Annotated in this window: 16 protein-coding genes; 14 read left to right on the top strand and 2 right to left on the bottom strand. The window is 48.1% G+C overall.

The window, feature by feature from the left end:
• The first annotated feature begins 7 nt into the window (after positions 1-7).
• Together ACJMNB_RS07175 and dacB are read left to right on the top strand one after the other, a co-directional pair.
• A complete protein-coding gene (locus tag ACJMNB_RS07175) occupies positions 8-1,576 on the top strand; it encodes an extracellular solute-binding protein (protein ID WP_405340636.1) in 1,569 nt (522 codons plus the stop codon).
• Between the two features lie 47 nt (positions 1,577-1,623).
• Positions 1,624-3,732 carry a D-alanyl-D-alanine carboxypeptidase/D-alanyl-D-alanine-endopeptidase gene (gene dacB / locus ACJMNB_RS07170; protein WP_405340633.1) on the top strand — a complete coding sequence of 703 codons (2,109 nt, stop codon included), beginning with the start codon at positions 1,624-1,626 and terminating at the stop codon, positions 3,730-3,732.
• A 12-nt stretch (positions 3,733-3,744) separates the two neighbouring features.
• Here the strand turns inward: dacB and ACJMNB_RS07165 are convergent, their stop codons facing one another.
• Positions 3,745-4,197, bottom strand: a complete 453-nt coding sequence (locus tag ACJMNB_RS07165) for a hypothetical protein (RefSeq protein WP_405340630.1) — start codon at positions 4,195-4,197, stop codon at positions 3,745-3,747.
• 75 nt (positions 4,198-4,272) lie between these two features.
• Here ACJMNB_RS07165 and dxr point away from each other — a divergent pair, with 75 nt between their 5' ends.
• The 4 genes from dxr to ACJMNB_RS07145 all read left to right on the top strand — a co-directional run bounded on the left by dxr (position 4,273) and on the right by ACJMNB_RS07145 (position 11,724).
• Entirely contained in the window at positions 4,273-5,421 is a 1,149-nt protein-coding gene (dxr, locus tag ACJMNB_RS07160) for a 1-deoxy-D-xylulose-5-phosphate reductoisomerase (RefSeq protein ID WP_405340627.1), read from the top strand.
• Positions 5,422-5,514: 93 nt separating this feature from the next.
• Positions 5,515-6,774: an alpha/beta hydrolase fold domain-containing protein gene (locus ACJMNB_RS07155; protein ID WP_405340624.1), complete on the top strand. Its 1,260-nt coding sequence runs from the start codon at positions 5,515-5,517 to the stop codon at positions 6,772-6,774.
• A 104-nt stretch (positions 6,775-6,878) separates the two neighbouring features.
• Positions 6,879-8,687, top strand: coding sequence for a glycoside hydrolase family 9 protein (locus tag ACJMNB_RS07150; protein ID WP_405340621.1), 1,809 nt, complete (start codon positions 6,879-6,881; stop codon positions 8,685-8,687).
• 109 nt (positions 8,688-8,796) lie between these two features.
• On the top strand, positions 8,797-11,724 hold the full coding sequence (locus tag ACJMNB_RS07145; protein WP_405340618.1) for a glycoside hydrolase family 44 protein: 2,928 nt from the start codon (positions 8,797-8,799) through the stop codon (positions 11,722-11,724).
• A gap of 20 nt (positions 11,725-11,744) precedes the next feature.
• On the opposite strand, the gene ACJMNB_RS07140 is transcribed toward ACJMNB_RS07145, so the two are convergent.
• The gene (locus ACJMNB_RS07140) at positions 11,745-13,064 is read right to left on the bottom strand and encodes a CotH kinase family protein (protein ID WP_405340615.1); all 1,320 of its coding nucleotides are present in this window, start codon (positions 13,062-13,064) and stop codon (positions 11,745-11,747) included.
• A 258-nt stretch (positions 13,065-13,322) separates the two neighbouring features.
• Here ACJMNB_RS07140 and ACJMNB_RS07135 point away from each other — a divergent pair, with 258 nt between their 5' ends.
• The 8 genes from ACJMNB_RS07135 to ACJMNB_RS07100 are packed head-to-tail and all read left to right on the top strand — an operon-like array spanning position 13,323 to position 21,529.
• Positions 13,323-14,321 carry an NAD-dependent epimerase/dehydratase family protein gene (locus tag ACJMNB_RS07135; protein ID WP_405340612.1) on the top strand — a complete coding sequence of 333 codons (999 nt, stop codon included), beginning with the start codon at positions 13,323-13,325 and terminating at the stop codon, positions 14,319-14,321.
• Positions 14,321-15,079 (top strand): DUF4422 domain-containing protein, encoded by a 759-nt coding sequence (locus ACJMNB_RS07130; RefSeq protein WP_405340609.1) that lies wholly within the window; start codon positions 14,321-14,323, stop codon positions 15,077-15,079. Before ACJMNB_RS07135 ends, ACJMNB_RS07130 begins: the two co-directional genes overlap by 1 nt.
• Before the next feature lie 5 nt (positions 15,080-15,084).
• A complete protein-coding gene (locus tag ACJMNB_RS07125) occupies positions 15,085-16,254 on the top strand; it encodes a glycosyltransferase family 4 protein (protein WP_405340606.1) in 1,170 nt (389 codons plus the stop codon).
• Positions 16,255-16,310: 56 nt separating this feature from the next.
• A complete protein-coding gene (locus tag ACJMNB_RS07120; RefSeq protein WP_405340603.1) occupies positions 16,311-17,297 on the top strand; it encodes an EpsG family protein in 987 nt (328 codons plus the stop codon).
• Positions 17,297-18,478 (top strand): GDP-L-fucose synthase family protein, encoded by a 1,182-nt coding sequence (locus tag ACJMNB_RS07115; RefSeq protein WP_405340600.1) that lies wholly within the window; start codon positions 17,297-17,299, stop codon positions 18,476-18,478. The genes ACJMNB_RS07120 and ACJMNB_RS07115 overlap by 1 nt, the downstream gene beginning before the upstream one ends.
• 10 nt (positions 18,479-18,488) lie before the next feature.
• Positions 18,489-19,586, top strand: a complete 1,098-nt coding sequence (gmd, locus tag ACJMNB_RS07110; protein ID WP_405340597.1) for a GDP-mannose 4,6-dehydratase — start codon at positions 18,489-18,491, stop codon at positions 19,584-19,586.
• A gap of 12 nt (positions 19,587-19,598) precedes the next feature.
• Complete coding sequence (locus tag ACJMNB_RS07105) at positions 19,599-19,991, top strand: WbuC family cupin fold metalloprotein (RefSeq protein WP_405340594.1); 393 nt, start codon at positions 19,599-19,601, stop codon at positions 19,989-19,991.
• Positions 19,992-19,996: 5 nt separating this feature from the next.
• A complete protein-coding gene (locus ACJMNB_RS07100; RefSeq protein WP_405340591.1) occupies positions 19,997-21,529 on the top strand; it encodes a lipopolysaccharide biosynthesis protein in 1,533 nt (510 codons plus the stop codon).
• Positions 21,530-21,536 lie beyond the last annotated feature (7 nt).

Raw genomic sequence — 21,536 nt, 5'->3', positions numbered from 1 at the left:
AAAACCCATGAAAAAGCGTATTTTCGGCATAGCTCTGTTTTTGATGAGTCTCGCCCTGTGCGGGACTGCTCAGGCTGTGCCGGAACTGAGGGCCATGCCTACGCCCCCCGATACGCTGGTGCTGTGGGTGATGGACCAGGATATTAATGCGGGTACGGCTCTTCAAAAGCTCATGAAGAAGTACACGCGCCAGAGTGGCGTCCCGGTAAAGATCCGTTTTTTGGACTGGGGCTCTGCCTTTGCCGAACTCAACAAGACTCTGGTGAACGAGGCTGGCGAAGCCAACGATTATCCGGATGTGTTGCAGCTGGGCTCTACCTGGGTTCCCTACTTTGCCAAGGCGGGAATGATTACCCCCGTTACGGAATTGCTGGACGCGGTGGATACCAGCCGCTTTTATCCCGAGGCCATGAAGTCGGCCCACATCGGTCGCGATACCGTGGTGTACGCGATTCCCTGGTTCCTGGATGTCCGTGGATTTTTCGCCAACGAACGCATTTGGCTTGAGCTGGGTCTCCATGATTCCGAAATCGAGACCTACCCGAAGTTCTACGGCGTGTTGCGCGCCATATCAGAAGCGAAGGTTGTCAACCGACAGGGTGTGGAGGTCGCTCCCTTTGAATTTGGCGTCAAGGACGACTGGACCGGTTACCAGCAGATGTCTCCCTTCCTTTGGAATTTCGGCGGTGACTTCGTGGTGGATACCGAAAAGGGCTATCGCAGCGCCCTGGCAGATTCCCTGACGTTGGTAGGCCTGCGCCATTACTTGAAGCTGTTGCGTGACTTGGAAATTTCTCCCTATAACCTGAAAGAAAATTCCGCCCAGAGTGCAGACCGCTTTGTACGTGCCGAACAGCTGATCATTTTTGGAACCTCGGAACTGATTCGTAAGATTGAATTCGATAACGATATCGGCGGCCTGATGGACAGCCCTCTTGCAAAAGACGGCATTATTACCATTAGCGGCCCCAAGGGTCCCTTCGGGAATCACAGCTTTGTGGGCGGCAGCCATTTGACTTTGCCGAAGAATGCGAACCCCATCAAGCGCAATCGTGCCTACGACCTGTTCCTGTTCATGCTCCGTGCCGACAACATTGACTACTACTCCAGACAGTGCGGCTTTATTCCTCCCGACAAGGGCTTGATTCGCATCTGGATGCAGGACCCCCGCTACAATCACCTGATCGAGGGACTTGAAAATCATGGCCGCAGCACCCAGAACATTCCGGAATGGAGTGAAATCGAAATGTCGGTCAACGGCATGGTGTCTGCCATTGCGGCGAGCCTGCTGAAAAACGCTCCCGATGTAAACGACGAGATTGCCCGCTTTGTATTTGATACCCATCAGAAAATCAACGACATCCTTGGCTACAAGAACCCGGAAGCGGCTGCGACCGTAAAAGAACGCATCCGTACGTCGTTGCAGTTGCCCGTAGACGAATTTAAATACGCAAAGGGCCTGGGTGTCGTTAAGGCGGAGTCGGAATGGAGCGTTCGCCTTATTGTGGTGATTTCTCTGGGTGTGCTGGCGGTGGCCATGATGCTGATTTATGCGTTCCGCATCCGTAAGCACTAGACGAAATTTCGAGAATGATAATGCGTAAAATTTTTTGCTTAGTTTGTTTGCTTTCTACAATCGTCTTGGCTCAATTTGGACTGGATTCCTTCCAGACGTATGTGGACTCGGTTGTGCCGGGCTCCCGCTACGGGCTTTCTATTCGCTCTGTAAAGACCGGCAAGGAACTGGGAAATATTCGCGGCGTCGAAAAATTTACTCCCGCCAGTACCCTCAAGACTCTTACCACGGCAGCTGCCGTGCATTACCTGCCGCTGGATTATGCTCCCAAGACAGATGTTTCCCTCAACGGTAGCGTACGCAAGAAGACCTTTATCGGAACAGTCAATGTCCGCGGTGGCGGCGATCCGAATTTTTCGGGCCGTTACTATGCCGACCCCTTCCATATCATTTATGCCATGGCCGATTCTATTCGCGCTTTGGGCGTAGATTCCATTTCGGGCAAGATTACGCTGGATTCCAGCTATTACAAGGGCCCGTGGCGTGCCGAACACTGGCGCAAGAATTTTTATGATGCCTGGTACGGTGCCGAAATTGCCCCCCTTGGTTTTAATGACAACTGCACCATGATCCGCTTCAAGCCGGGCTTGAAGGTGGGTGACTTGGCCCGTGCCGAGATTTTGCCCGATGTAGGTTATGTTGTCCTGAAAAACGAAATGGTGACGGTCCCAGGCAAAAAGCGCAAGTGGACTTGGGCCCTGGATTCCGCAAAGCCCGAAATTACCATTGGCGGTGCTATCGGTATCGGTGTGGATTCCAGCCAGCTGGTGCTCCCGGTGCGCAATCCGGTGGCTTACTTCAAGGCGGCCTTTACCCATGCCCTTAAGGAACGCGGCATTACTTTCAAGGAACAGAATAACGTTCCGGACGGAATCCAGATTGCCTCTTATTCTTTCTCGGCGGCGCCCTTCCTGAGCATTCTCGATGAAATCAATCAGCGCAGCCAGAACCTGCATGCCGAAACCATCTTTCGCAACCTGGGCGCCCAGAAATCGGGCGTGGGTAGCGTCGAAAGCGGCCGCAATGCCGAAATGAAATTCCTCGCCGAAATGGGAATCGATTCGACGGATTTTGAAGTGTGGGACGGTTGCGGACTTTCGCCCAAGAACAAGGTGAAACCTTCTACCGAGACGACACTGCTGGCAAAGATGGCCCGCCATCCCAAGGGTCGCTTTTACATCAACAGCTTTGCGGGCCCGGGAATCGGTACCGGCGGCAAGCGTATGCTGGATTTGCCTTACCCCTGGCTCACCCGATTCAAGACGGGCTTTATTGGCGAAGTCCATGGCCTGGTGGGTTACATTTACACCCTGGAGGGCGATACCCTTGCGGTGGCCATGTACCTGAATGAAACTGGCCGGAATTCGGATGCCCAGCTGAAAGATGTGCTGGATACTTTATGGAGCCGACTGGTGTACCGCACCAATGACAACTACGGCTCCCTCATGAGAATGAAGCAGATGTGGCTTGCGGCCCAGAATGTGGCTGGCCTTACCGCAAGGCTGGAGTACTTTTCGCGCATGATGAAGGGTACGCCCTACAAGCTTGGCCCCATGGGCGAAAGCTACCTTGACCCCATCGAAAACAAGCCGCTGGTGTACATGGATTCGGTGGACTGCGTGACTTATCTGGAACATGTGCTTGCCATGGCGATTGCGCCTAGCGAAAACGAAATCTTCAACACCCTGCAGAAGATCCGCTACAAGGGCGGTAAAATCGGTTTCGTGAACCGCAAGCATTACCTGCTGGCCGACTGGGTGGGCGAAGGCAAGTATGCCCGCCCCATGCAGGTGCCGGGCGATACGGTGGTAAAGCGTACCATGCCCAAACAGAATTTCTTCAGGGCGAAAAAGATCAAGTACGACATTCCCGATGCTCCCATGGACTTGCGCTACTTGCCTTATAATCGCGCCGTAGAAATGGCCTCCAAACCTTATGAGGGCCCGCTCATGGTGACAGGTGTTGCCTTTGTGGCAAGCGCAAATGACCTGGATGCGACCCATACGGGCTTTGTCGTTTTCCGCAACGGAGAATTCCCCGTTCTGCGTCACGCCGCCTGGAAAAAGCAGGTCATTGAACTCCCGCTGAAGGATTACCTGGCCAGCCGCAAGGGCAAACTCCCCGGCATCACGCTGTTTGAATTCTTGAAGCCCTAAGTAGAGGGCGGGTTATTCCCCTAAATCGAATGCAAGGATCGCGACCAGCTCATGCTCGCCGCCTTCATCGCCTTGCGGACCTTTTTCAAAAAGAGTCCATGCATCGGGCATCCACCCGTAGGTAGCCATGGTCAGCTCCTTGCCGATGGCAATTTCGGCGGCTTCCACTTCTTCCCAACGCACGGGGCCTGTAGGCGCCTTGTAGTAGCGCAGCATGCCCAAGGCTTCCATGGATTCCGGATAGTTGTCCACCAGCTGGTAAACGCAGTCCTTGTAGCTTTCTCCCTTCAGGCGAATCACGCGGTAAAGGCGCTTGGGGCCCAGGAATTTGGACAGGTCGCCGTGGTGAACGTCTATCTTGGAGCCTTGCCCGAAAAAGGTCATCAGTTCACGGAAAATCTCCGAATCCTCTTCCATGAAGGGGGAGAGTTTTTTGATGAGGGCGTTTACATCGTTCGGGAGCATGCCTAAATAATAGATATTTGAAATTCCGCGGTCTCAATTTTTTATCTTATAGTCAAAATATTTTGAGGTCTTAACATGAAAAACGTAGTCCTTCTCGGTGCCACCGGTTCTATCGGTACTTCTAGCGTCGATGTCATACACCAGCATTCTGATATTTTCAATCTCTACGCCGTTGCCGCTAACAGCAGCGTGGCCAAGGTTGCCGAAATCGTGCGCAAGTACAAGGTTGAACGCGTGTGCATGTTCGACCCGAATGCCGCGAAGGAACTTGAAAAAGAACTGGGCATGAAGGTGCTGGCCGGTATGGAAGGCCTTTGCGAACTGGCCGCCGACCCGAAGGCCGACATCATCATCAACTCCTTGATGGGTGCCGTGGGCTGCCTCCCGACCATTACCGCTATTGAACACGGCAAGCATGTGGCTCTTGCAAACAAAGAAACCATGGTCATGGCGGGCCCGGTTATCTGGGACAAGCTGGCTGAAAATCCGAAGTCCTTCATTACGCCGATCGACTCTGAACACAGCGCCATTTTCCAGTGCCTCGAAGGCGGCAAGCGCGAACACGAAGTCGAATTCCTGGAAATCACCGCTTCGGGTGGCCCTTTCCGCGAATGGCCCATTGAAAAGTTTGAAAACATCACCGTGGCAGACGCCCTCAATCACCCGGTGTGGAGCATGGGCAAGAAGATTACCATCGACTCCGCTTCCATGATGAACAAGGGCCTCGAAGTGCTCGAAGCTCACTTCTTGTTCCACATTCCTTATGACCAGATCAAGGTGGTGGTTCACCCGCAGTCCATGGTGCATTCCCTGGTGCAGTTCCGCGACGGTTCCCTGATGGCCCAGCTCGGCGCTCCTGACATGCGCATTCCGATTCAAGTGGCTCTCACTTGGCCCGACCGCTTGCCGCTGGATACCAAGCGCATCGACTTGCCGACCCTTGCAAAGCTCACCTTCTTCGAACCGGACTTCAACAAGTTCCGTTGCCTCGCCCTCGCCTTCGAAGCTGGCCGCCGCGGCGGTATCGTGCCCTCCATGATGAATGCCGCCAACGAAGTTCTGGTAGATGCCTTCCTCAAGGGTAACCTGAAGTTCACCGACATTCCGCGCCATGTGGAAACCATTATGGCCGGTGCCCCGAACGTAACGGGCCACTTGACGCTGGACCAGGTGCTTGAAGCCGACGCCGAAGCCCGCAAGCTCACCGCAGCCTTAATCAAGTAGTTGTTGTTCTATACAACGCTTAATTCCCTGGAACGATTCGTTCCGGGGATTTTTGATTTATTTTATTAGTATTCCAAAAGGAATGGGGTTAAAATGAATAAAATGGTGGGTGTATTGTGCCTTGTGGCAACGGTTTCGACCTTTGCGCAGGGTTTTGGCGGCCAGCAAGGTCAAGGCAAAATTGAATATTCCGAAAAATTTGCCGATTTAAACTATGTCGGCGATGACAAGGTTTATCATACGCTTGACATTTACTTGCCGAAAGAGGTCAAGGATGCTTATCCGGTGGTGATTCACACCTACGGTAGCGCCTGGAGCATGAACAATTCCAAAGGTTCTGCGGACTTGGGAACCATCTGCAATGCGCTCCTGAAAGCGGGGTATGCCGTGGTGACCCCGAACCACCGTTCTGCAGACGACGCCAAGTATCCGGCGCAGCTGCATGACCTTAAGGCTGTTGTACGTTTTTTGCGCGGCAATACGGCCAAGTACAAAATTGATTCGAGTTTTATTGCTATGTCCGGGTTCTCCTCGGGCGGTCACCTATCAAGCCTTGTGGCGACAACCTGCGGCTTGAAGGAAGGCAAGTCTGGCACCGTGACGGTGGACTTGGTAGGTGACTTAGGCGATTATACACAGTATAGCAGCTGTATTGACGCTGCAACACTTTGGTCGCCTCCGACGGACATTTACACCATGAATCCTATCAACAGCTTCATGGGCAGCGGAACTTTCGAAGGCGCCTTCATCGGTGTTGAACGCGAAGGGAACAAGGACAAATGGATGGTCGCCAGTTCCCCCTACTATGCCAGCGAAGACGATCCGCCGATCATTATGTTCCATGGAACAAAAGACCAGATTGTGAATCCGGAACAGAGTCAGGAACTTTACGATTCCCTTAAAAATCATAATGTGGTGACGGAGCTGGTCTCGGTGCCGAACGGAAGCCATGGCAGTTCTGAAATGTATGTCTCCGAGAATTTGGACAAGATGGTCAGTTTCTTTGATACTGCCCGTGAAGCCAAGGCGCAAAAAGCCCTTCTGGATTCGACGGCGGATTCCTCCAAGACGGATTCTACGGTTACGGATTCTCTGGATAACGATTCGGTGGTGACTCGCTTGTCTTCGAACTGGAAACAGTTGGCTCATGTCGGCTTGATGGGCGACAAACTGGTGGCCTTCGGGAACGGGGGAGAATACCGTTGCGCCATCGTCTCCATGGATGGTGCCACTGTTTGGAGGGGTCGCTTCCGTGGGGCTCTGGACCTGTCCTGGCTTTCTTCGGGGCATTACGCCATTGTTGTAACATTCCCATCTGGAATACAAAAAAGCCTGAAATTCGCGAAAAAGTAATACATTGGGTACACTTGTATCCAGTTTTGGCGGAAAAGGGACACCTTTCCCGCCTTTTTTGAAATATATTTGAAAAAAAATGGATGTTATAAGGAGTGTTTGAGATGCTCAAATTTGGTATAGCAATGCTTTCCCTGGCGACAGTTGCCTCTGCCGCTACGGCCTATATTAACCAGGTGGGTTACCGCCCCGGCGATATCAAGGAGTTCGCCCTGACCGACGCTAACGGCACGGTGGAAATTACCGATGCTTCGGGAACTGCGGTTCTCACGGTGACCCCTTCGGCAGCTTCGAACTGGAGCGCCAGCGGCCAAAACGTGCAGCTGGTGGATTTCTCGGATTTGAACACCCCGGGTACCTATAAGATTAAGGTAGGTGGCCAGGAACTTCGCCAAGACCTTAAAATTGCCGCCAATACCTATGTAGACGTGGTCAAGGCCTCTTTGAAGTGGTACTACTACCAGCGTGCCTCCATGGCTTTGGACGAAACCTATGCCGGTCAGTGGAAACGTGCCGCAGGTCATACCAATGCCAGTTCGCAGCTCCATAACTCTACCGGAGAATCCGGCTCCATCAACTCTACAAAGGGCTGGTATGATGCTGGCGACTATGGCCGCTACATCGTGAATTCGGGCATTACTACTTATACGCTCCTTTCTCTGTACGAACATTTCCCCAACTATTTTAATACCCTCAGGTGGAATATTCCTGCCGACGGAACCCTGCCGGATCTCCTTGCCGAAATCAAGTGGAACCTGGATTGGATGCTGACCATGCAGGCCTCCGATGGTGGCGTTTACCACAAGCTCACCTCTCTCGGATTCCCGGGCGACGTGATGCCGGCGCAGGATACCGACCCCATTTACGTGATTGGCAAGGGCACTGCCGCTACTTTTGACTTTGCAGGCGTCATGGCCGTGGCTGCCCGCGTGTACAAGCCTTTCGATGCAACTTATGCCAGCAAGTGTCTTGAAGCCGCCAAGAAGGCTTACGCTTGGGGCGCCCAGAACCCGAACAAGGCTTACCACAACCCCACCGGCGTGCAGACCGGTGAATATGGCGACAACTGGCTAGAAGATGAAAAGCTCTTCGCTTCTACGGAACTCTTCGTGACTACCGGCGATGCGACTTACAAGCCCAATGACGCCTCGGGAAATATCCCCAGCTGGGCCGATGTGGGTGGCCTCGCTACTTACGGTATTGTAACCCATGCCCCCGAATTTGGCAATGTGGCCCAGGCGGCAAAGGATAGCTTGCTGAAGGTGGCCGATGTCTTTGTGGCCCGTGCCCAGACTGGCTTTGGCGTGGTAATGGCCAAGAACGATTTTGTGTGGGGCTCCAATGCAGTGGCCGCAAACCAGGGTGTTTGGCTGTTGCACGCCTACTACATTACTGGCGAAAAGAAGTATTACCAGGCTGCCGTCAAGGTTCTGGATTACCTGCTGGGCAAGAACCCGCTGGATATGTCCTTCTTGACCGGTTACGGTACCAAGACTCCCATGAAACCTCACCACCGCCCGAGTACCTCTGACAAGATTACTGACCCGATTCCGGGCATGCTCGTGGGTGGCCCCCAGCCCGGTGGCGAAGACATCGGCTCTGAAACCTGGGAATGCAAGGATTACAGAACGGGCAATGCGGCAACGTCTTATATCGACAACAATTGCAGCTATGCCACCAACGAAGTGGCTATCAACTGGAATGCCCCCTTTGCCTACCTCGCCGGTGCTATCGAAGCCATGAGCAATGGATTCATTCCCGCCGTGGCCGGTGTTGCCAGCATCGAGAAGCGTCCGTTGACCTCTCGCAAGGTTAACGCCGAGGCTGCTCCGCGCCTGCGCTTTGCCAACCAGAAGCTCTTCGTCGAAAAGAACGGCAAGCGCTTCAACCTGAATGGTCATAGGATTAAGTAGCACGTCATTGCGAGCCCTTTAATAGGGCGAAGCAATCCATTCCGTAGTTGTCATGCCCGGCTCCGACCGGGCATCTCTTTTTGAATTATATTTACCCCGAGAGGTTTTTATGAAAAATCGTTTTGCTTTTGCCGCCTTGGCGGGTTTAGCCTGTTGCGCCGCTTCTTTTGCCGCGCAGAACGTCGTTCGCGTTGACGACAAGCATCCGGGAATCGTCATCAACAAAGACAACATGATGTCTGCGGACTTGGCCATTTGGAATCCGCCTAGCCGCTATTACGACATGACCCGGGCCCTTGTGGACGGTGGCTACACCCTGTTCCGCTTCCCCAACGGATCGCTTTCAAATGATTACCACTGGAACGGTGTCGGCAGTTACGACAGCACCGGCCTCTGGACCCCCGACGAGAAAAAGTGGGCCCGCGGCTTTTTAGGCGAAACCATTTATCGCGGCACCACCAAGGACAACTACGGCTTTGTGCGCCGCAGCCACCTGGCCGACGACAACATGGAAACCATGTGGTGGGGCGAAATTTTGGACCCCGTTGATCCGCCCTGGATTGTGGTGGAATTCCCCGAAAAGATGAACCTGGATTCCTTGCAGATTGACTGGGGAAACCTCCGCCCCAAGGCATTTGAATTTGCCTACTGGACCGAAGACTACGCCGAATATCCGGGCGTGCACCAGGCCTTGGAAAACAAGTTGAAAGTGGCTGGGACCGTCAAGGTCAATGGCGCTACCACCAAGTACAAGTTCAAGCAGCTGCGTACCCGCTATGTGGCTATACGCTTCAAGACGTCCGATTTGCCCACCAAGGGTGTGCAGATTCGCGAAATGAAGCTCTATAGCGGCGAAACGGATTTGCTGGGTGGCAACAACTACAAGTTCTACGCCATGTCTACCCGCAACGGCGACAAGGCCCGTACCGACTGGACTGACATCAAGTGGGACTTCGAAGAATTCATGAAGTATATCAAAACCCTTCCCAATGCGCAGGCGGTTATCTGCGTGAACGCGGGTACGGGTACTTCTAAGGAAGCCGCGGCTTGGGTGCGCTACGCCAACAAGGTGAAGGGCTACAACATTAAACAGTGGGAAATCGGCAACGAACTGGACGGCGAATGGGAAGAATCCGGCCCCATTTCGGCAAGGCATTACGCCTCCCGATTCCTGGAATACGCCCGTGCCATGAAGGCGGTGGATTCCACCATCATCTTGCACGGACCGCTCCTGAGTACCCACAAAATGCAGCAGAAGGGCGCCGGCATTCTGGATGGCAAGTACTGGATGGAAGAATTCCTGCGCATCGTGGGCGAGGCCGAAAAGAAAGACGGCAAGCGCTACCTGGATGTGGTGGACTTGCACAATTATCCTTACTGGACGCCTAACGCTCCCGACGCCGGAGAAATGCTCAAGGCCATGTTGGATGTGAGCCCCAACATGGATACGCTCAACGTGTGGATGAAACGCTACCTGGAAGGCGAACGTCGCGTGTTCCTCTCGGAATTCAGCACTTGCGTGCAGGGCTTTAGCCTGCTCATGGATTACCCCCAGGCAGCAGCCGTGGCAAGCATCTTTGCGCAGCACGCCATGCGTTTCGGCAACCGTTTGCAGGTGCTCCCCTGGGATGCCTTTGGCAACGTGTTCAAGGGCCCCGATGACACCTGGGGCACTATCAGCATGACGGCCCTCGCCAAGGAAGGCTCCTGGAATTACTGGAAGTCCCTGGAACCTACCGCGGAATATTACGGTCTCTACATGACCTTCATGGATTTCTTGCAAGACGGTTACGCCGTAATGCCTGTAGAAAGTACTAGCCCCGATATCGCGGCCTACGCCATTGGCAAGGGCGATTCTGCCCGAGTGATGTTGGTGAACTTGTCCGGAGCAAAGCAGGTGGTGCAAATTGACCGCGCCAGCAAGGCATCGGATTTGGTGCGTACGCAGGTCGAAATCTTTGGCGAAGATCAGTTCAAGTGGGTGGGCACCTCGCAGAATGCTTACCCGTACCCGAAAATGGGCCCTAGCGGTCGCCGCCTGAACCCCAGCAAGAGCAAGGATGTTGAAATTCCTCCTTATGGGTTAGCTGTTGTACAAATTAACCCGAAGGTGGTGGGCCTCGATGCTGCCACGAAGGATAAGGCCGCAAAGCCCGTGATTCTCGCCGCCGCCCTCGAAAAGAAGGTGTTGATGGCGGGGGATACCATTGACCTCTTTGTGACCGTGACCCAGCCGAACGGCCAGCTGACCAATGGTTCCGTGAGTGTGGATAACTGGGGCAAGCAGGGAACCTATGAAGTCGCCGTAACCCCCGATGACGGCAAGTGGAATGCATCGATCGAAAGTTTCCATGTCCAGATTCCTGTGCCGGCCGACATGCGTTCTGCGGCCCGCACCATTCGCGTGGTCGTGCAGGGCCTCGGCGGTAAGGTGACGGCCCTTGAAATTCCGTTCCGCGTTCGCGGCGCCTACCGAACCACCCATGTGATGCAGAATTTCGATAACGGCCTCGATGCCGTTGACTGGTTCCCCGTGGCAAACGGCGACAACGCTACCGCCATCGAAGCCAAGGTGTTTAACGGAGCGCCCCCGCACGGTGGCTTTATCCGCCACGACTTTGTGATCGAGCAGCCCCCTGCACAGGGCTGGCCCAACTTCGCCGGCGCTTACTACGTGATTTCCCCCGAAGTCAAGAAGTCTGTGGGCATTGTGTTCGACTACGCCACGAACCATAATAACCCCGACGGCTATTTCGAAGTGCAAATCGCCAGCGAACAGGTCAAGGACTACGACGAATTCATGGTGCGCCTGAAAAACACCCATGGCAGCTGGGTCCGCGACACCCTCATCTGGGAAAACATGAAACAAGAAGGCTGGGGCAAAACAATCCCGCAGCTGGACCCGAAGCAAATCAAGAACTTCTCCTGGCGCGCCCGTTACAGCGGCAAGGGCTACATCAGCCTCGACAACATCTACCTGCTGGGCGAAGACGGCACCGAAATCCCCATGCCCCGCGGCCTGAGAAGACTGAGGTAGTAACTCAAAGCTTGCAACACTTACTGAATCTGTTCGTCGATCCATTGGATTCGGTTGCGAATCCAATCTTTTAAGTCTTCGACAGCTTCTTCGTAGGTGTTGTATGCATGGCGGTGATCTATATATTTCGTGCTGTTGAGAACATCCCACCGTTTAAAGTTGTTCTCTGCGGCACCTTGTAGCAATGAGCAGATAGAATCTGCCTCGTCTATCGTTTTGACGAACTGCTCCCTATGTTGTTTCCAGAAATCGATTCGGGCTTGGTCCGTGGTAGAATCCTTGAAAATATAGGCGTTCCAATAGCTGTCTTTTAATTGCCAGTTTTCGGTTGAGTTAATATGCTCCATGCCGTGGCCACCAAAAGCCAAATCAAAATCCCACACGGGCCCCATCTTTATCAACCCGCCCTTAACCCAAGAAAAATAGACGCTCGTATAAAAAGTCGCATCTGGATTCTTAGAAAACTCCTGAACCCAGTAGTGCTTGACGTATTCCGCCAAGTCTATCCACAGGCTTAAACTGTCTGCGTTATCCATGTTGATTAAGAACGTTTCAAAGGAACGGATGTGCTCTTTTATAGTTGATAGAGCTTCTTCTGAAGCATTCTTGGGATCGTGAATCCTAAAGGTTTTGCCGTTGGTGTTTATTACGTTGGAACGCACCGCCTGCTCGTTTTCGCGGAGTTTCCCGTCGAACTCGACAATGTATGAATCTGAATTATCCGGTATGTTTATTCGGTCTTTCCCGATTTTAATCGTCTCTGTAAGCAGGTAAACTCCAAGGTAGTCGCCATTAAGGTACAATTCGACAAATTCGCACCTGGGGGAATAATAGGCCCCGAGTCTTGCAGACAAACTGTACGTCAGGTAGTTCTTCATTAATGTCTTATCTGCATAGTTTGATATAAGCGCCCAGTCGCGATTGGCGGGCATCCCTAATAATGATTGCTTTTGCGAAAACTCTATCTTGTAGCTTTTTTTGGGGGCGTTCCATGAACTGTTGCCCCGTCCGCGGATGGTCAAGTCTACAATGCTACTTGCAGGACCGTTTTTTTCCCAAAGTTGGAATTTTGCTGGAATCTCTGTTTCGCGGTCAGTTATCTTTTGGGCGTTTTCTGTCTCGATGACGATTTTAGGAATGCCGGCATAGGGGAATTCTTGGTCGTATGAATCGACGTATCGTGTATTAACCTCGTTACCGCTGGCCGTATATTCTTCTACTAGACCTATGTATACAGATTCACTATTGCTGCACCCTAAGAGGTGCAGCGAAAATGCCAAAAATAATGCGCATAGAAATCTCGTCACTAACCCCGTAGTCGTGTTTTCAATGCGGTTCATAAATTTCCCTTGAAATTTGTTTCAATATATATCTTTATTAGCGAAAGTGTTATATAAAATGTCAAAAAACGTCATTTTTATAAAAAAAATGATAAAAAAGCCCAATAAAGATCTTTTTGCCTGCTGCAAGCTTGTTAGACCACGACCATAGGTCAATTTGCCCAAAACTGAAAAATGACAGATTTTCAACACTTTTCTGTACATACCCCTTGTAAGTTCTCCATATATATGTAAATTGTTGTATAATATTTACTTTGGATGACTATGCTGTTTAACTCGTTCATTATTTTTGGTGGTTGTGGCTTTATCGGAACCCACACGGCTAAATTACTGCGTGAAAAATACCCGAACGCAAAGATTTATATTGCGGACTTGCTTGCGGATGAACGTCTTTGTGAGAATCGTCGTGACGAGGCAACCGTTTACCAACGGGTTGATGTTCGTAACCCCATCGAAATGCAGGGCTCTTTCGGCAAGAATACGTTGATTTTCAATTTTGCCGCGATTCATCGCACGCCGGGTCACCCGGATTATGCTTATTTCGAAACGAACATTCGTGGTGCCGAAAATGTTTGCGATTTTGCTCGCAAGCATGGAATCGAAAACATAGTATTTACCAGCAGTATTGCCCCCTATGGAGCAGCAGAAGAGCTCAAAACGGAAGAGACTCTCCCTACGCCCAACACCCCCTATGGAATTTCGAAGCTGGTTGCGGAGAAAATTCATCGTGAATGGGCCGCTGAAAATAAAGACCACAGACTATCTATTGTTCGTCCAGGAATTGTGTTTGGCACCGGTGAACATGGCAATATGACTCGTTTGTATAAAGGCCTAAAGTGTCACAAGTTTGCTTATGCTGGACGTAAAGATACTGTCAAAGCTTGTATCTACGTGAAGGACCTTGCTCGCGTGATGTTGGCGATGGCAGAAAATGAATCTGCGGACCGTATTCAATTGCATAATTGTTGCTATTATCCTTCGTTTACCATTGAGCAGATTGCGAATACCATGCTTAAGGCTACAGGCATGAAACGTTGGATTCCTTTTATTCCTCATAAACCGATGATGGTTGCTGCAACTATTTGTGGTGGTCTTGGTGGACTTGGGCTCGGTATTTGTCCAGCTCGTGTGAAGAAACTTATGGTTAGCACGAATATTGATGGCCAAAAACTAGCACAGAATTATCCGCTTTCTTATTCGCTAGAAGATGCGTTTAAGGATTGGTATAAGGATTGCAAAGAAAAGGAACTGGTGTAATGAACGTCAAAATAATTGTTGCTACGCATAAGGCCTATCAAATGCCGTCTGATTCAATGTATGTTCCCGTACAAGTTGGTGCAGAGGGTAAAGATTCTTTGGGGTATCTTCGCGATAATAATGGTGAAAATATTAGTTCAAAAAATAAGCATTATTGTGAATTGACTGGATTATTTTGGGCTTGGAAACACCTTGATGCCGATTATTTGGGCTTGGTTCATTATCGTCGTCATTTTGCTCTGAAAAAAAGTGCAGATAAGTGGATGTCAATTTTGACATCGGAACAGTTGTCTTCGTTGACTGAAAATTATGACGTGATTTTGCCCAAACCTCGAAATTATTTTATAGAAACAAATTATTCTCAGTATGCGCATGCGCATCATGCGATTGATTTGGATAAAACTCGTGAAATTATTGCAAATAGGTATCCTGAATATATTCCGGCCTATGATGCCTATATGAAGCGTACGATAGGCCATCGCTTTAATATGTTTATTATGACGCGAGAACTGTTTAGGGATTATTGCGAATGGATGTTTTCGATATTGTTCGAACTGGAATCACAACTCGATATATCAAACTACAACAATTACGATGCGCGTGTGTTTGGTTTCGTGAGTGAACGCTTGCTAGATGTGTGGATAGAAACGAAGAACGTGAAGTTCAAAGAATTGCCCTGTATATTTATGGAAAAACAGAATTGGATAGTGAAGGGCTTTAACTTTTTGAAGCGAAAAATCTGTAAGAAGGCTTCTTGAGTCCAATGAAAAAAATTGCTTTTGTGACAGATGTTCCCTTTTGGAAAAAATCTGCGGGAAATGAACAGAGAATTTCGCAGATTTTGGAAATGTTGCGCAATAATGCGGATGTTTCTTTATTTTATAATGGAAAAATTTCTCGAAAAAATCGGGAAAGATTAGAAGGCAAATTTTTTTCAAATATTTATAACATTCGTTGTTGGAAATTGGAAATAAAAAATAATATTAAAAGTATTGTTACGAAGTATGTTCCTTTTTTACGGCCTTATTTGAAGCGTCTTCGTAAATCAGGGTCGATTGAAACGAGAATGGATAAGAATTTAGAGAGTGTTATAAAGAAAAAGTGTTTTGAGGAACAATATGATGTGTTATGGGTGGAGTATGTATGGCTTACTTATTTGTTTGATGTTGTTCCTTCAAATGTATTGAAAGTTGTTGACACGCATGATGTCCAATATGATCGGTGCGAATCATTTGCAAAAATAGGCTTGAATTATGATTTTCAAATAACCAAAAAAGAAGAAATTAGGGCTTTAGAAAAAGCGGATTGTGTTTTGGCTATAAACGGTCGTGATTTTGATTTGTTTTCAAAAGATTTAAAAAATGTGATGGAATATCCGTATTTTCCTCTTTTAAAGCCAAAATCTGCTGATTTTTTAGATGGAGGAAACAATCGTGTCGCTTTTATTGGTTCTGCTATTGACTTTAATATAAAATCTGTAGATTGGTTTATTACGAAAGTTTGGCCTGTTGTTTTGATGAAAAATCCTACAGCAGAATTTCATGTTTATGGAAACGTTTCCAATTATGCAAAAAAAGAAAGAAATGTATTCACTCATGGTTTTGTTGAAAATAATGAAGTAATATATCGAGATAATCAAATTTTTGTCAATCCAATATTTATGGGTGGAGGTCTGAAAATAAAATGTGTCGAAGCTTTGATGTATGGCAAACCGCTTGTTACTACATCTGTTGGTGCGCAAGGATTGGAAAGTGGGAAAAATAGAGCGTTCTTTGTAACTGATGATTACGAAGACTTTGCTCTTGTAATAGACCGGTTGTTAAGATCAGAGTCGACTAGGGAAAGTTTGCGTATAAACGCTTTGTCCTTTGTTGCAGAGATGTATAAAAATGTTGTAAATGCGGAGAAAAAAATAAAGGGATTTCTTTTATAATGCTGCTTTGGATACTGTTTTTTCTTTTTTTGTCATTTGTTTTCTTTTTTTTCTATTTGACTGGGAAAAAGAGGTTTTATATTTTGGGATGCATAATACTTCTTGTTTTTTCCGCTATTCGTTTTGATGTTGGTTGGGATTATCCAATGTATTTTACATTGGCGGGAGGAAAAAATTATGAAGCTTATGCAATGCTTGATTTTCATTACGAAAGGATGGGCTTTGCGATAGAAAAATTACTGGATTTTTCAAATTATATGCATAATCCCTATGTGTTCTTCATAATAACGTCGTCTATAATTGTATTATGCTTAGCATATGCGTTTTTTAAAATTTCTCCTAGACCGGAATTATCTCTTCTTTGTTGTTTTGCGTATCCACATTTTTTTCTTGACTCGTATTCGACTATTCGGCAATGGTGTGCTATTGCAATATGTTTTGTGGCTCTGACTTTTTTATTTGATAAGAGAAAAGTATGGTATGTGGTATCTGTATTGACTGCTTCTTTATTTCATCCTTCAGCTTTTATTTTCTTTTTGATAAACCTAATTCCCCATAAATTGTTTAGTAGAAAGATGTATGTGGGAATAATTATTGCGGTAATGAGCTATAAATACATTTTGATTGATTATATGCTTGGCTTTGGGGGAAAATTTGCCTATTATATAAGTAATAAAGTTGGTGATGGTGGGGCGAAAATATCGCTGATGTTCTTATTCTTTTTCATCGCGTTGTTTATGATTAGAAAAAAAGTGAAATCAGAAAATTTTAGTTACTTTCTTAATATAATATTTGTGGGTGTTTTAATGTCGATTATTTTTAGTGGACTTGGACATATTGCTTTTCGATTGCCAATTTATATGATGATGTTTGTATGCTTTGCTGTTCCTCTTTTTTATTCTGTCGTGAAAAATAAGATTGGTTTTTATTGGATATTCTGTTTGTCTCATATTTTAATGTTGGTGATTAATCTCGTTGTTAATGATACTCCAATAAAAAATCCGTATGTCCCATATAAAACAGTTTTTGAGGCTTTCCAATAATGACGAAAAATGTTAGTTTATCTGATAAAATATACATTGCAGGTCACCAAGGACTTGTTGGTTCTGCAATTTGGAATAATCTTAAATCTCGTGGGTACAATAACCTCGTCGGACGTACTCATAAGGAACTTGACCTCACGGACCAGTATGCCGTCAAGAAGTTTTTTGACGAAGAACGCCCCGATGCTGTAGTCCTTGCGGCGGCTTTCGTCGGCGGCATTATGGCAAACTCGCTCTATCGTGCTGACTTCATGATGATGAACATGAAAATCCAGTGCAACGTGTTCAGTGAAGCCTACGCCCATAACGTGAAAAAGTTCCTGTTCCTTGGTTCGACCTGCATTTACCCGAAGAACGCTCCGCAGCCCATGAAGGAGGATGCCCTTCTCACGAGCGAACTTGAGTATACCAACGAGGAATACGCCATCGCAAAGATCGCGGGCCTCAAGATGTGCGAAAGCTACAACCTGCAGTATGGCACCAACTACATCGCTGTGATGCCCACGAACCTTTACGGTCCGAACGACAACTTCCACCTGGAAAACAGCCACGTGATGCCCGCCATGATGCGCAAGGTGTATCTGGCGAAGCTTATCCACGACAACGATTGGGACAGCATCAAGGTCGATATGGACAAGCGTCCGGTCGAAGGCATCAATGGCAACGCCTCGCAGGATGAGATTCTGAAGGTTCTCGCCAAGTATGGTATCGAGAACAACAAAGTGACTCTCTGGGGTACCGGCAAGCCGCTCCGCGAGTTCCTTTGGAGCGAAGACATGGCGGATGCCTCTGTGCATGTGCTCTTGAACGTGAACTTCAGCGACATTATCGGCATCGAGAAGTACTCCAGCGTACATTATGGTACAAGTGTCGATGGTGCAGTAGACCGCAATCATAGCGCTGGCCGTGGCGGAGCAATCCCGAAACTTGGCGAAATTCGTAACTGCCACATCAACGTGGGTACGGGCAAGGAACTCACTATCCGTGAACTCAGCGAACTCGTGGTGAAGGCTGTTGGCTTCGAAGGCGAAGTGTTCTTTGACGCAAGCAAGCCTGATGGCACACCGCGCAAACTCATCGACGTGAGCAAACTCCACAGTCTCGGCTGGACTCACAAGGTCGAAATTGACGAAGGCGTACAGAAACTTTTCAACTGGTATAAGGAATCACTAAAGGCATAAAAGGAACAATATGACAAAGCGTAACGTTGCTCTTATCACTGGCGTCACGGGCCAAGACGGCTCCTATCTCTCCGAATTCCTTCTTGCCAAAGGTTACGAGGTTCACGGCATTATCCGTCGTTCTTCGGTGGATTACCGCGAACGTATAGCCCATCTCGAGGGAACACCGAATTTCCACTTGCACTACGCCGATATGGGCGACTCCATGAGCCTCGTGAAGGTTGTTGGCAAGGTTCAGCCGACTGAAATTTACAACCTCGCCGCACAGAGCCATGTGCAGGTTTCCTTCGATTCTCCAGAATTTACCGCTGATGTTGATGCTACTGGTGTCCTTCGCGTGTTGGAAGCTGTTCGTACCAACCACCTCGAAAAGACTTGCCGCATTTACCAGGCGTCAACCAGTGAACTTTACGGTAAGGTTGAAGAAGTTCCGCAGAACGAGAAAACCCCGTTCCACCCGTATAGCCCGTATGCTGTGGCAAAGCTCTATGGCTTCTGGATTATTAAGGAATACCGCGAAGCGTACAACATGTTCTGCTGCTCCGGCATTCTTTTTAACCACGAATCCGAACGCCGTGGTGAGACTTTCGTGACCCGCAAGATTACGCTTGCTGCTGCACGTATCGCCCAGGGCAAGCAGGATTGCCTGTACCTCGGCAATCTGGACAGTCTTCGCGACTGGGGTTATGCCAAGGATTACGTGGAATGTATGTGGCTCATTCTGCAGCATGACAAGCCCGAAGACTTCGTAATCGCCACGGGCGTGCAGCACACCGTCCGGGAATTTGCGACACTCGCATTCCACCATGCTGGCATCGAACTCCGCTGGGAAGGCGAAGGCGTGAACGAGAAGGGTGTTGATATTGCAACAGGCAAGACCGTTGTTGCCGTCTCCGAAGATTTCTACCGTCCGACCGACGTGGTGAACCTCTGGGGAGATCCGACCAAGGCCAAAAAGGAACTTGGCTGGAACCCACAAACAACGACATTCGAACAGCTGGTGCAGATTATGGTTCACCACGATATGCAGAAGGTTGCCGCCGATCACGTTGCTAGCGTTACCCGCACTAACCTCGCCGAATACCTTGAAAAGGGGCTGGTGAAGTAAGGACCCCCCTTAATGCTGTTGACTGAAAAAATGCTGAATGATCTTTCTACGAAAGCAAAAGAATCGCCTCGTCTTCGTACAAACTTCAACTTGCACGAAGACTCAAACGATTCGGTTCAAAGATTATTTAATGCTATGGAACCAGGAACAAAAATTCCTGTTCATCGTCATCAGAACGCCGCTGAAACGATAATCGTTATAAAGGGAAAATTGTCCGTAAGTTATTTTGATTCAAATAAAAAAGAAATGGAATCTTTTTTACTTGAATCAGGTTCGGAAAACTTCGGCGTGCACATCCCCAAAGGAGTTTGGCATGGAGTCGAAGTTTTCGCTACTCAAACGGTCATTTTAGAAGTTAAGGAAGGTCCATACGCACCATTAACCGAAACGGATATATTAAGTTAGACAATATGCCTACCTACTCCCAGAACAACAAACGCATTGCTGTAAACACTTTGTTGATGTACATCCGCATGTTCATCACAATGGTTGTCGGGTTATACACGTCACGCGTTGTTCTCCAGACGCTTGGGGTCATCGATTACGGCTTGTATAATGTTGTCGGCGGAATCGTTACCATGTTCACCTTCATCAATGGCGCCATGATAAATGCGACAACAAGGTTTATTACGTTCTACCTCGGGAAAAAAGACGATGGCGTATTGAATACCGTATTCAATATGGCATCTGTTGTTCATTTGGTTTTGGGAATCGTCATTGTCTTTTTGGGTGAGACTGTCGGATTGTGGTTTTTGCACAGCAAAATGCAAATTCCGCCAGATAGGATGCAGGCATGCTTTTGGCTGCTCCAGTTCTCCATAGCGACAACTTTTTTCAATATTCTATACGTGCCCTACAACGCGTGCGTCATTGCGCATGAAAAAATGTCTGCCTTTGCCTATATCTCCATCATGGACGTGTTTCTAAAACTCGGCATAGTCCTGTCGCTGCAATGGGTTACGGCAGACCGCCTGATTGCTTATGGGGGCTTGCTTTCGCTTGTTGGGTTTCTTGACCTCTGTATTTACTTCGCCTATTGCAAAAAACGTTTTGCCGAAACAAAGCTTCGTCGCATTTGGAATAAGCCCTTGTTTAAGGAAATTCTTTCGTTTGCAGGATGGGGCATGTTTGGTAATTTTTCTTATGTTTTCTATTCACAGGGCGTAAACATTCTTTTAAATGTATTCTGTGGACCTGTTGTTAATGCAGCAAGAGGGGTCGCGGTCCAAGTAGAAGGGGTTGTGAAACAATTTGCAAACAATGTTCAAACTGCCATTAATCCGCAAATTATAAAATCTTATGCGTCAGGGGAAATTAATAGGACTTTTTCGTTAGTATTTGCTAGCTCACGTTATTGCTTTTATCTTCTCTTTCTGTTGTCGCTTCCTATTATGATTGAAGCTGAATTTATTTTGAATCTATGGTTAGGTGTCGGGTCAGTACCTGCACATACAGTTAATTTTATTCGATTTATATTGTGTACGTCGATATTGGATGCTTTTATAAATCCTATGTTCACTGCAAATTTGGCTTCAGGAAAGTTAAAATTATATCAAATTTATGTATGCGGCTTATCATACATATTTATGATTATAACCTATTTTGCAATAAAGTTGACAAACATTCCTGAATCAGTTTTTTTATGTATTTTTATTTTGACCTGCATTGGTGTTGGTGCAAGATTGTTTGTCCTTCATCGTCAGATTAATTTGCCTGTCGGTCTTTATATACAAAAGGTTTTGTTTAAAGTTTTTATAGTCGTAGTTGTGTCGATAGTTTTACCATTGGTGCTTCATCAAATGTTGGAAATAGGATGGTTGCGATTTATTGTGTGCTCATTAATTTCAGTGTTGTCTGTTGCTTTTGCTGTATATGCACTGGGATTAGATTCCAAAGAGCGTTCGCTTGTTGTTGCGAAAATTCGTGAACAAATTTGTGTGTAAGGATGAG

The sequence above is a fragment of the Fibrobacter sp. genome (genome assembly GCF_045131395.1).
In the GTDB taxonomy this organism is placed as follows: Bacteria; Fibrobacterota; Fibrobacteria; order Fibrobacterales; family Fibrobacteraceae; genus Fibrobacter.
Note: the sequence above shows the minus strand (reverse complement) of the source record. Positions and strands in the feature narration are given on the sequence as shown.

Excerpts from the sequence above, each read along its gene's own strand:
- ACJMNB_RS07175 (WP_405340636.1), top strand. The coding sequence starts at position 8 with ATGAAAAAGCGTATTTTCGGCATAGCTCTGTTTTTGATGAGTCTCGCC.
- ACJMNB_RS07165 (WP_405340630.1), bottom strand. The coding sequence starts at position 4,197 with ATGCTCCCGAACGATGTAAACGCCCTCATCAAAAAACTCTCCCCCTTC.
- dxr (WP_405340627.1), top strand. The coding sequence starts at position 4,273 with ATGAAAAACGTAGTCCTTCTCGGTGCCACCGGTTCTATCGGTACTTCT.
- ACJMNB_RS07155 (WP_405340624.1), top strand. The coding sequence starts at position 5,515 with ATGAATAAAATGGTGGGTGTATTGTGCCTTGTGGCAACGGTTTCGACC.
- ACJMNB_RS07150 (WP_405340621.1), top strand. The coding sequence starts at position 6,879 with ATGCTCAAATTTGGTATAGCAATGCTTTCCCTGGCGACAGTTGCCTCT.
- ACJMNB_RS07145 (WP_405340618.1), top strand. The coding sequence starts at position 8,797 with ATGAAAAATCGTTTTGCTTTTGCCGCCTTGGCGGGTTTAGCCTGTTGC.
- ACJMNB_RS07140 (WP_405340615.1), bottom strand. The coding sequence starts at position 13,064 with ATGAACCGCATTGAAAACACGACTACGGGGTTAGTGACGAGATTTCTA.
- ACJMNB_RS07135 (WP_405340612.1), top strand. The coding sequence starts at position 13,323 with ATGACTATGCTGTTTAACTCGTTCATTATTTTTGGTGGTTGTGGCTTT.
- ACJMNB_RS07130 (WP_405340609.1), top strand. The coding sequence starts at position 14,321 with ATGAACGTCAAAATAATTGTTGCTACGCATAAGGCCTATCAAATGCCG.
- ACJMNB_RS07125 (WP_405340606.1), top strand. The coding sequence starts at position 15,085 with ATGAAAAAAATTGCTTTTGTGACAGATGTTCCCTTTTGGAAAAAATCT.
- ACJMNB_RS07115 (WP_405340600.1), top strand. The coding sequence starts at position 17,297 with ATGACGAAAAATGTTAGTTTATCTGATAAAATATACATTGCAGGTCAC.
- gmd (WP_405340597.1), top strand. The coding sequence starts at position 18,489 with ATGACAAAGCGTAACGTTGCTCTTATCACTGGCGTCACGGGCCAAGAC.
- ACJMNB_RS07105 (WP_405340594.1), top strand. The coding sequence starts at position 19,599 with ATGCTGTTGACTGAAAAAATGCTGAATGATCTTTCTACGAAAGCAAAA.
- ACJMNB_RS07100 (WP_405340591.1), top strand. The coding sequence starts at position 19,997 with ATGCCTACCTACTCCCAGAACAACAAACGCATTGCTGTAAACACTTTG.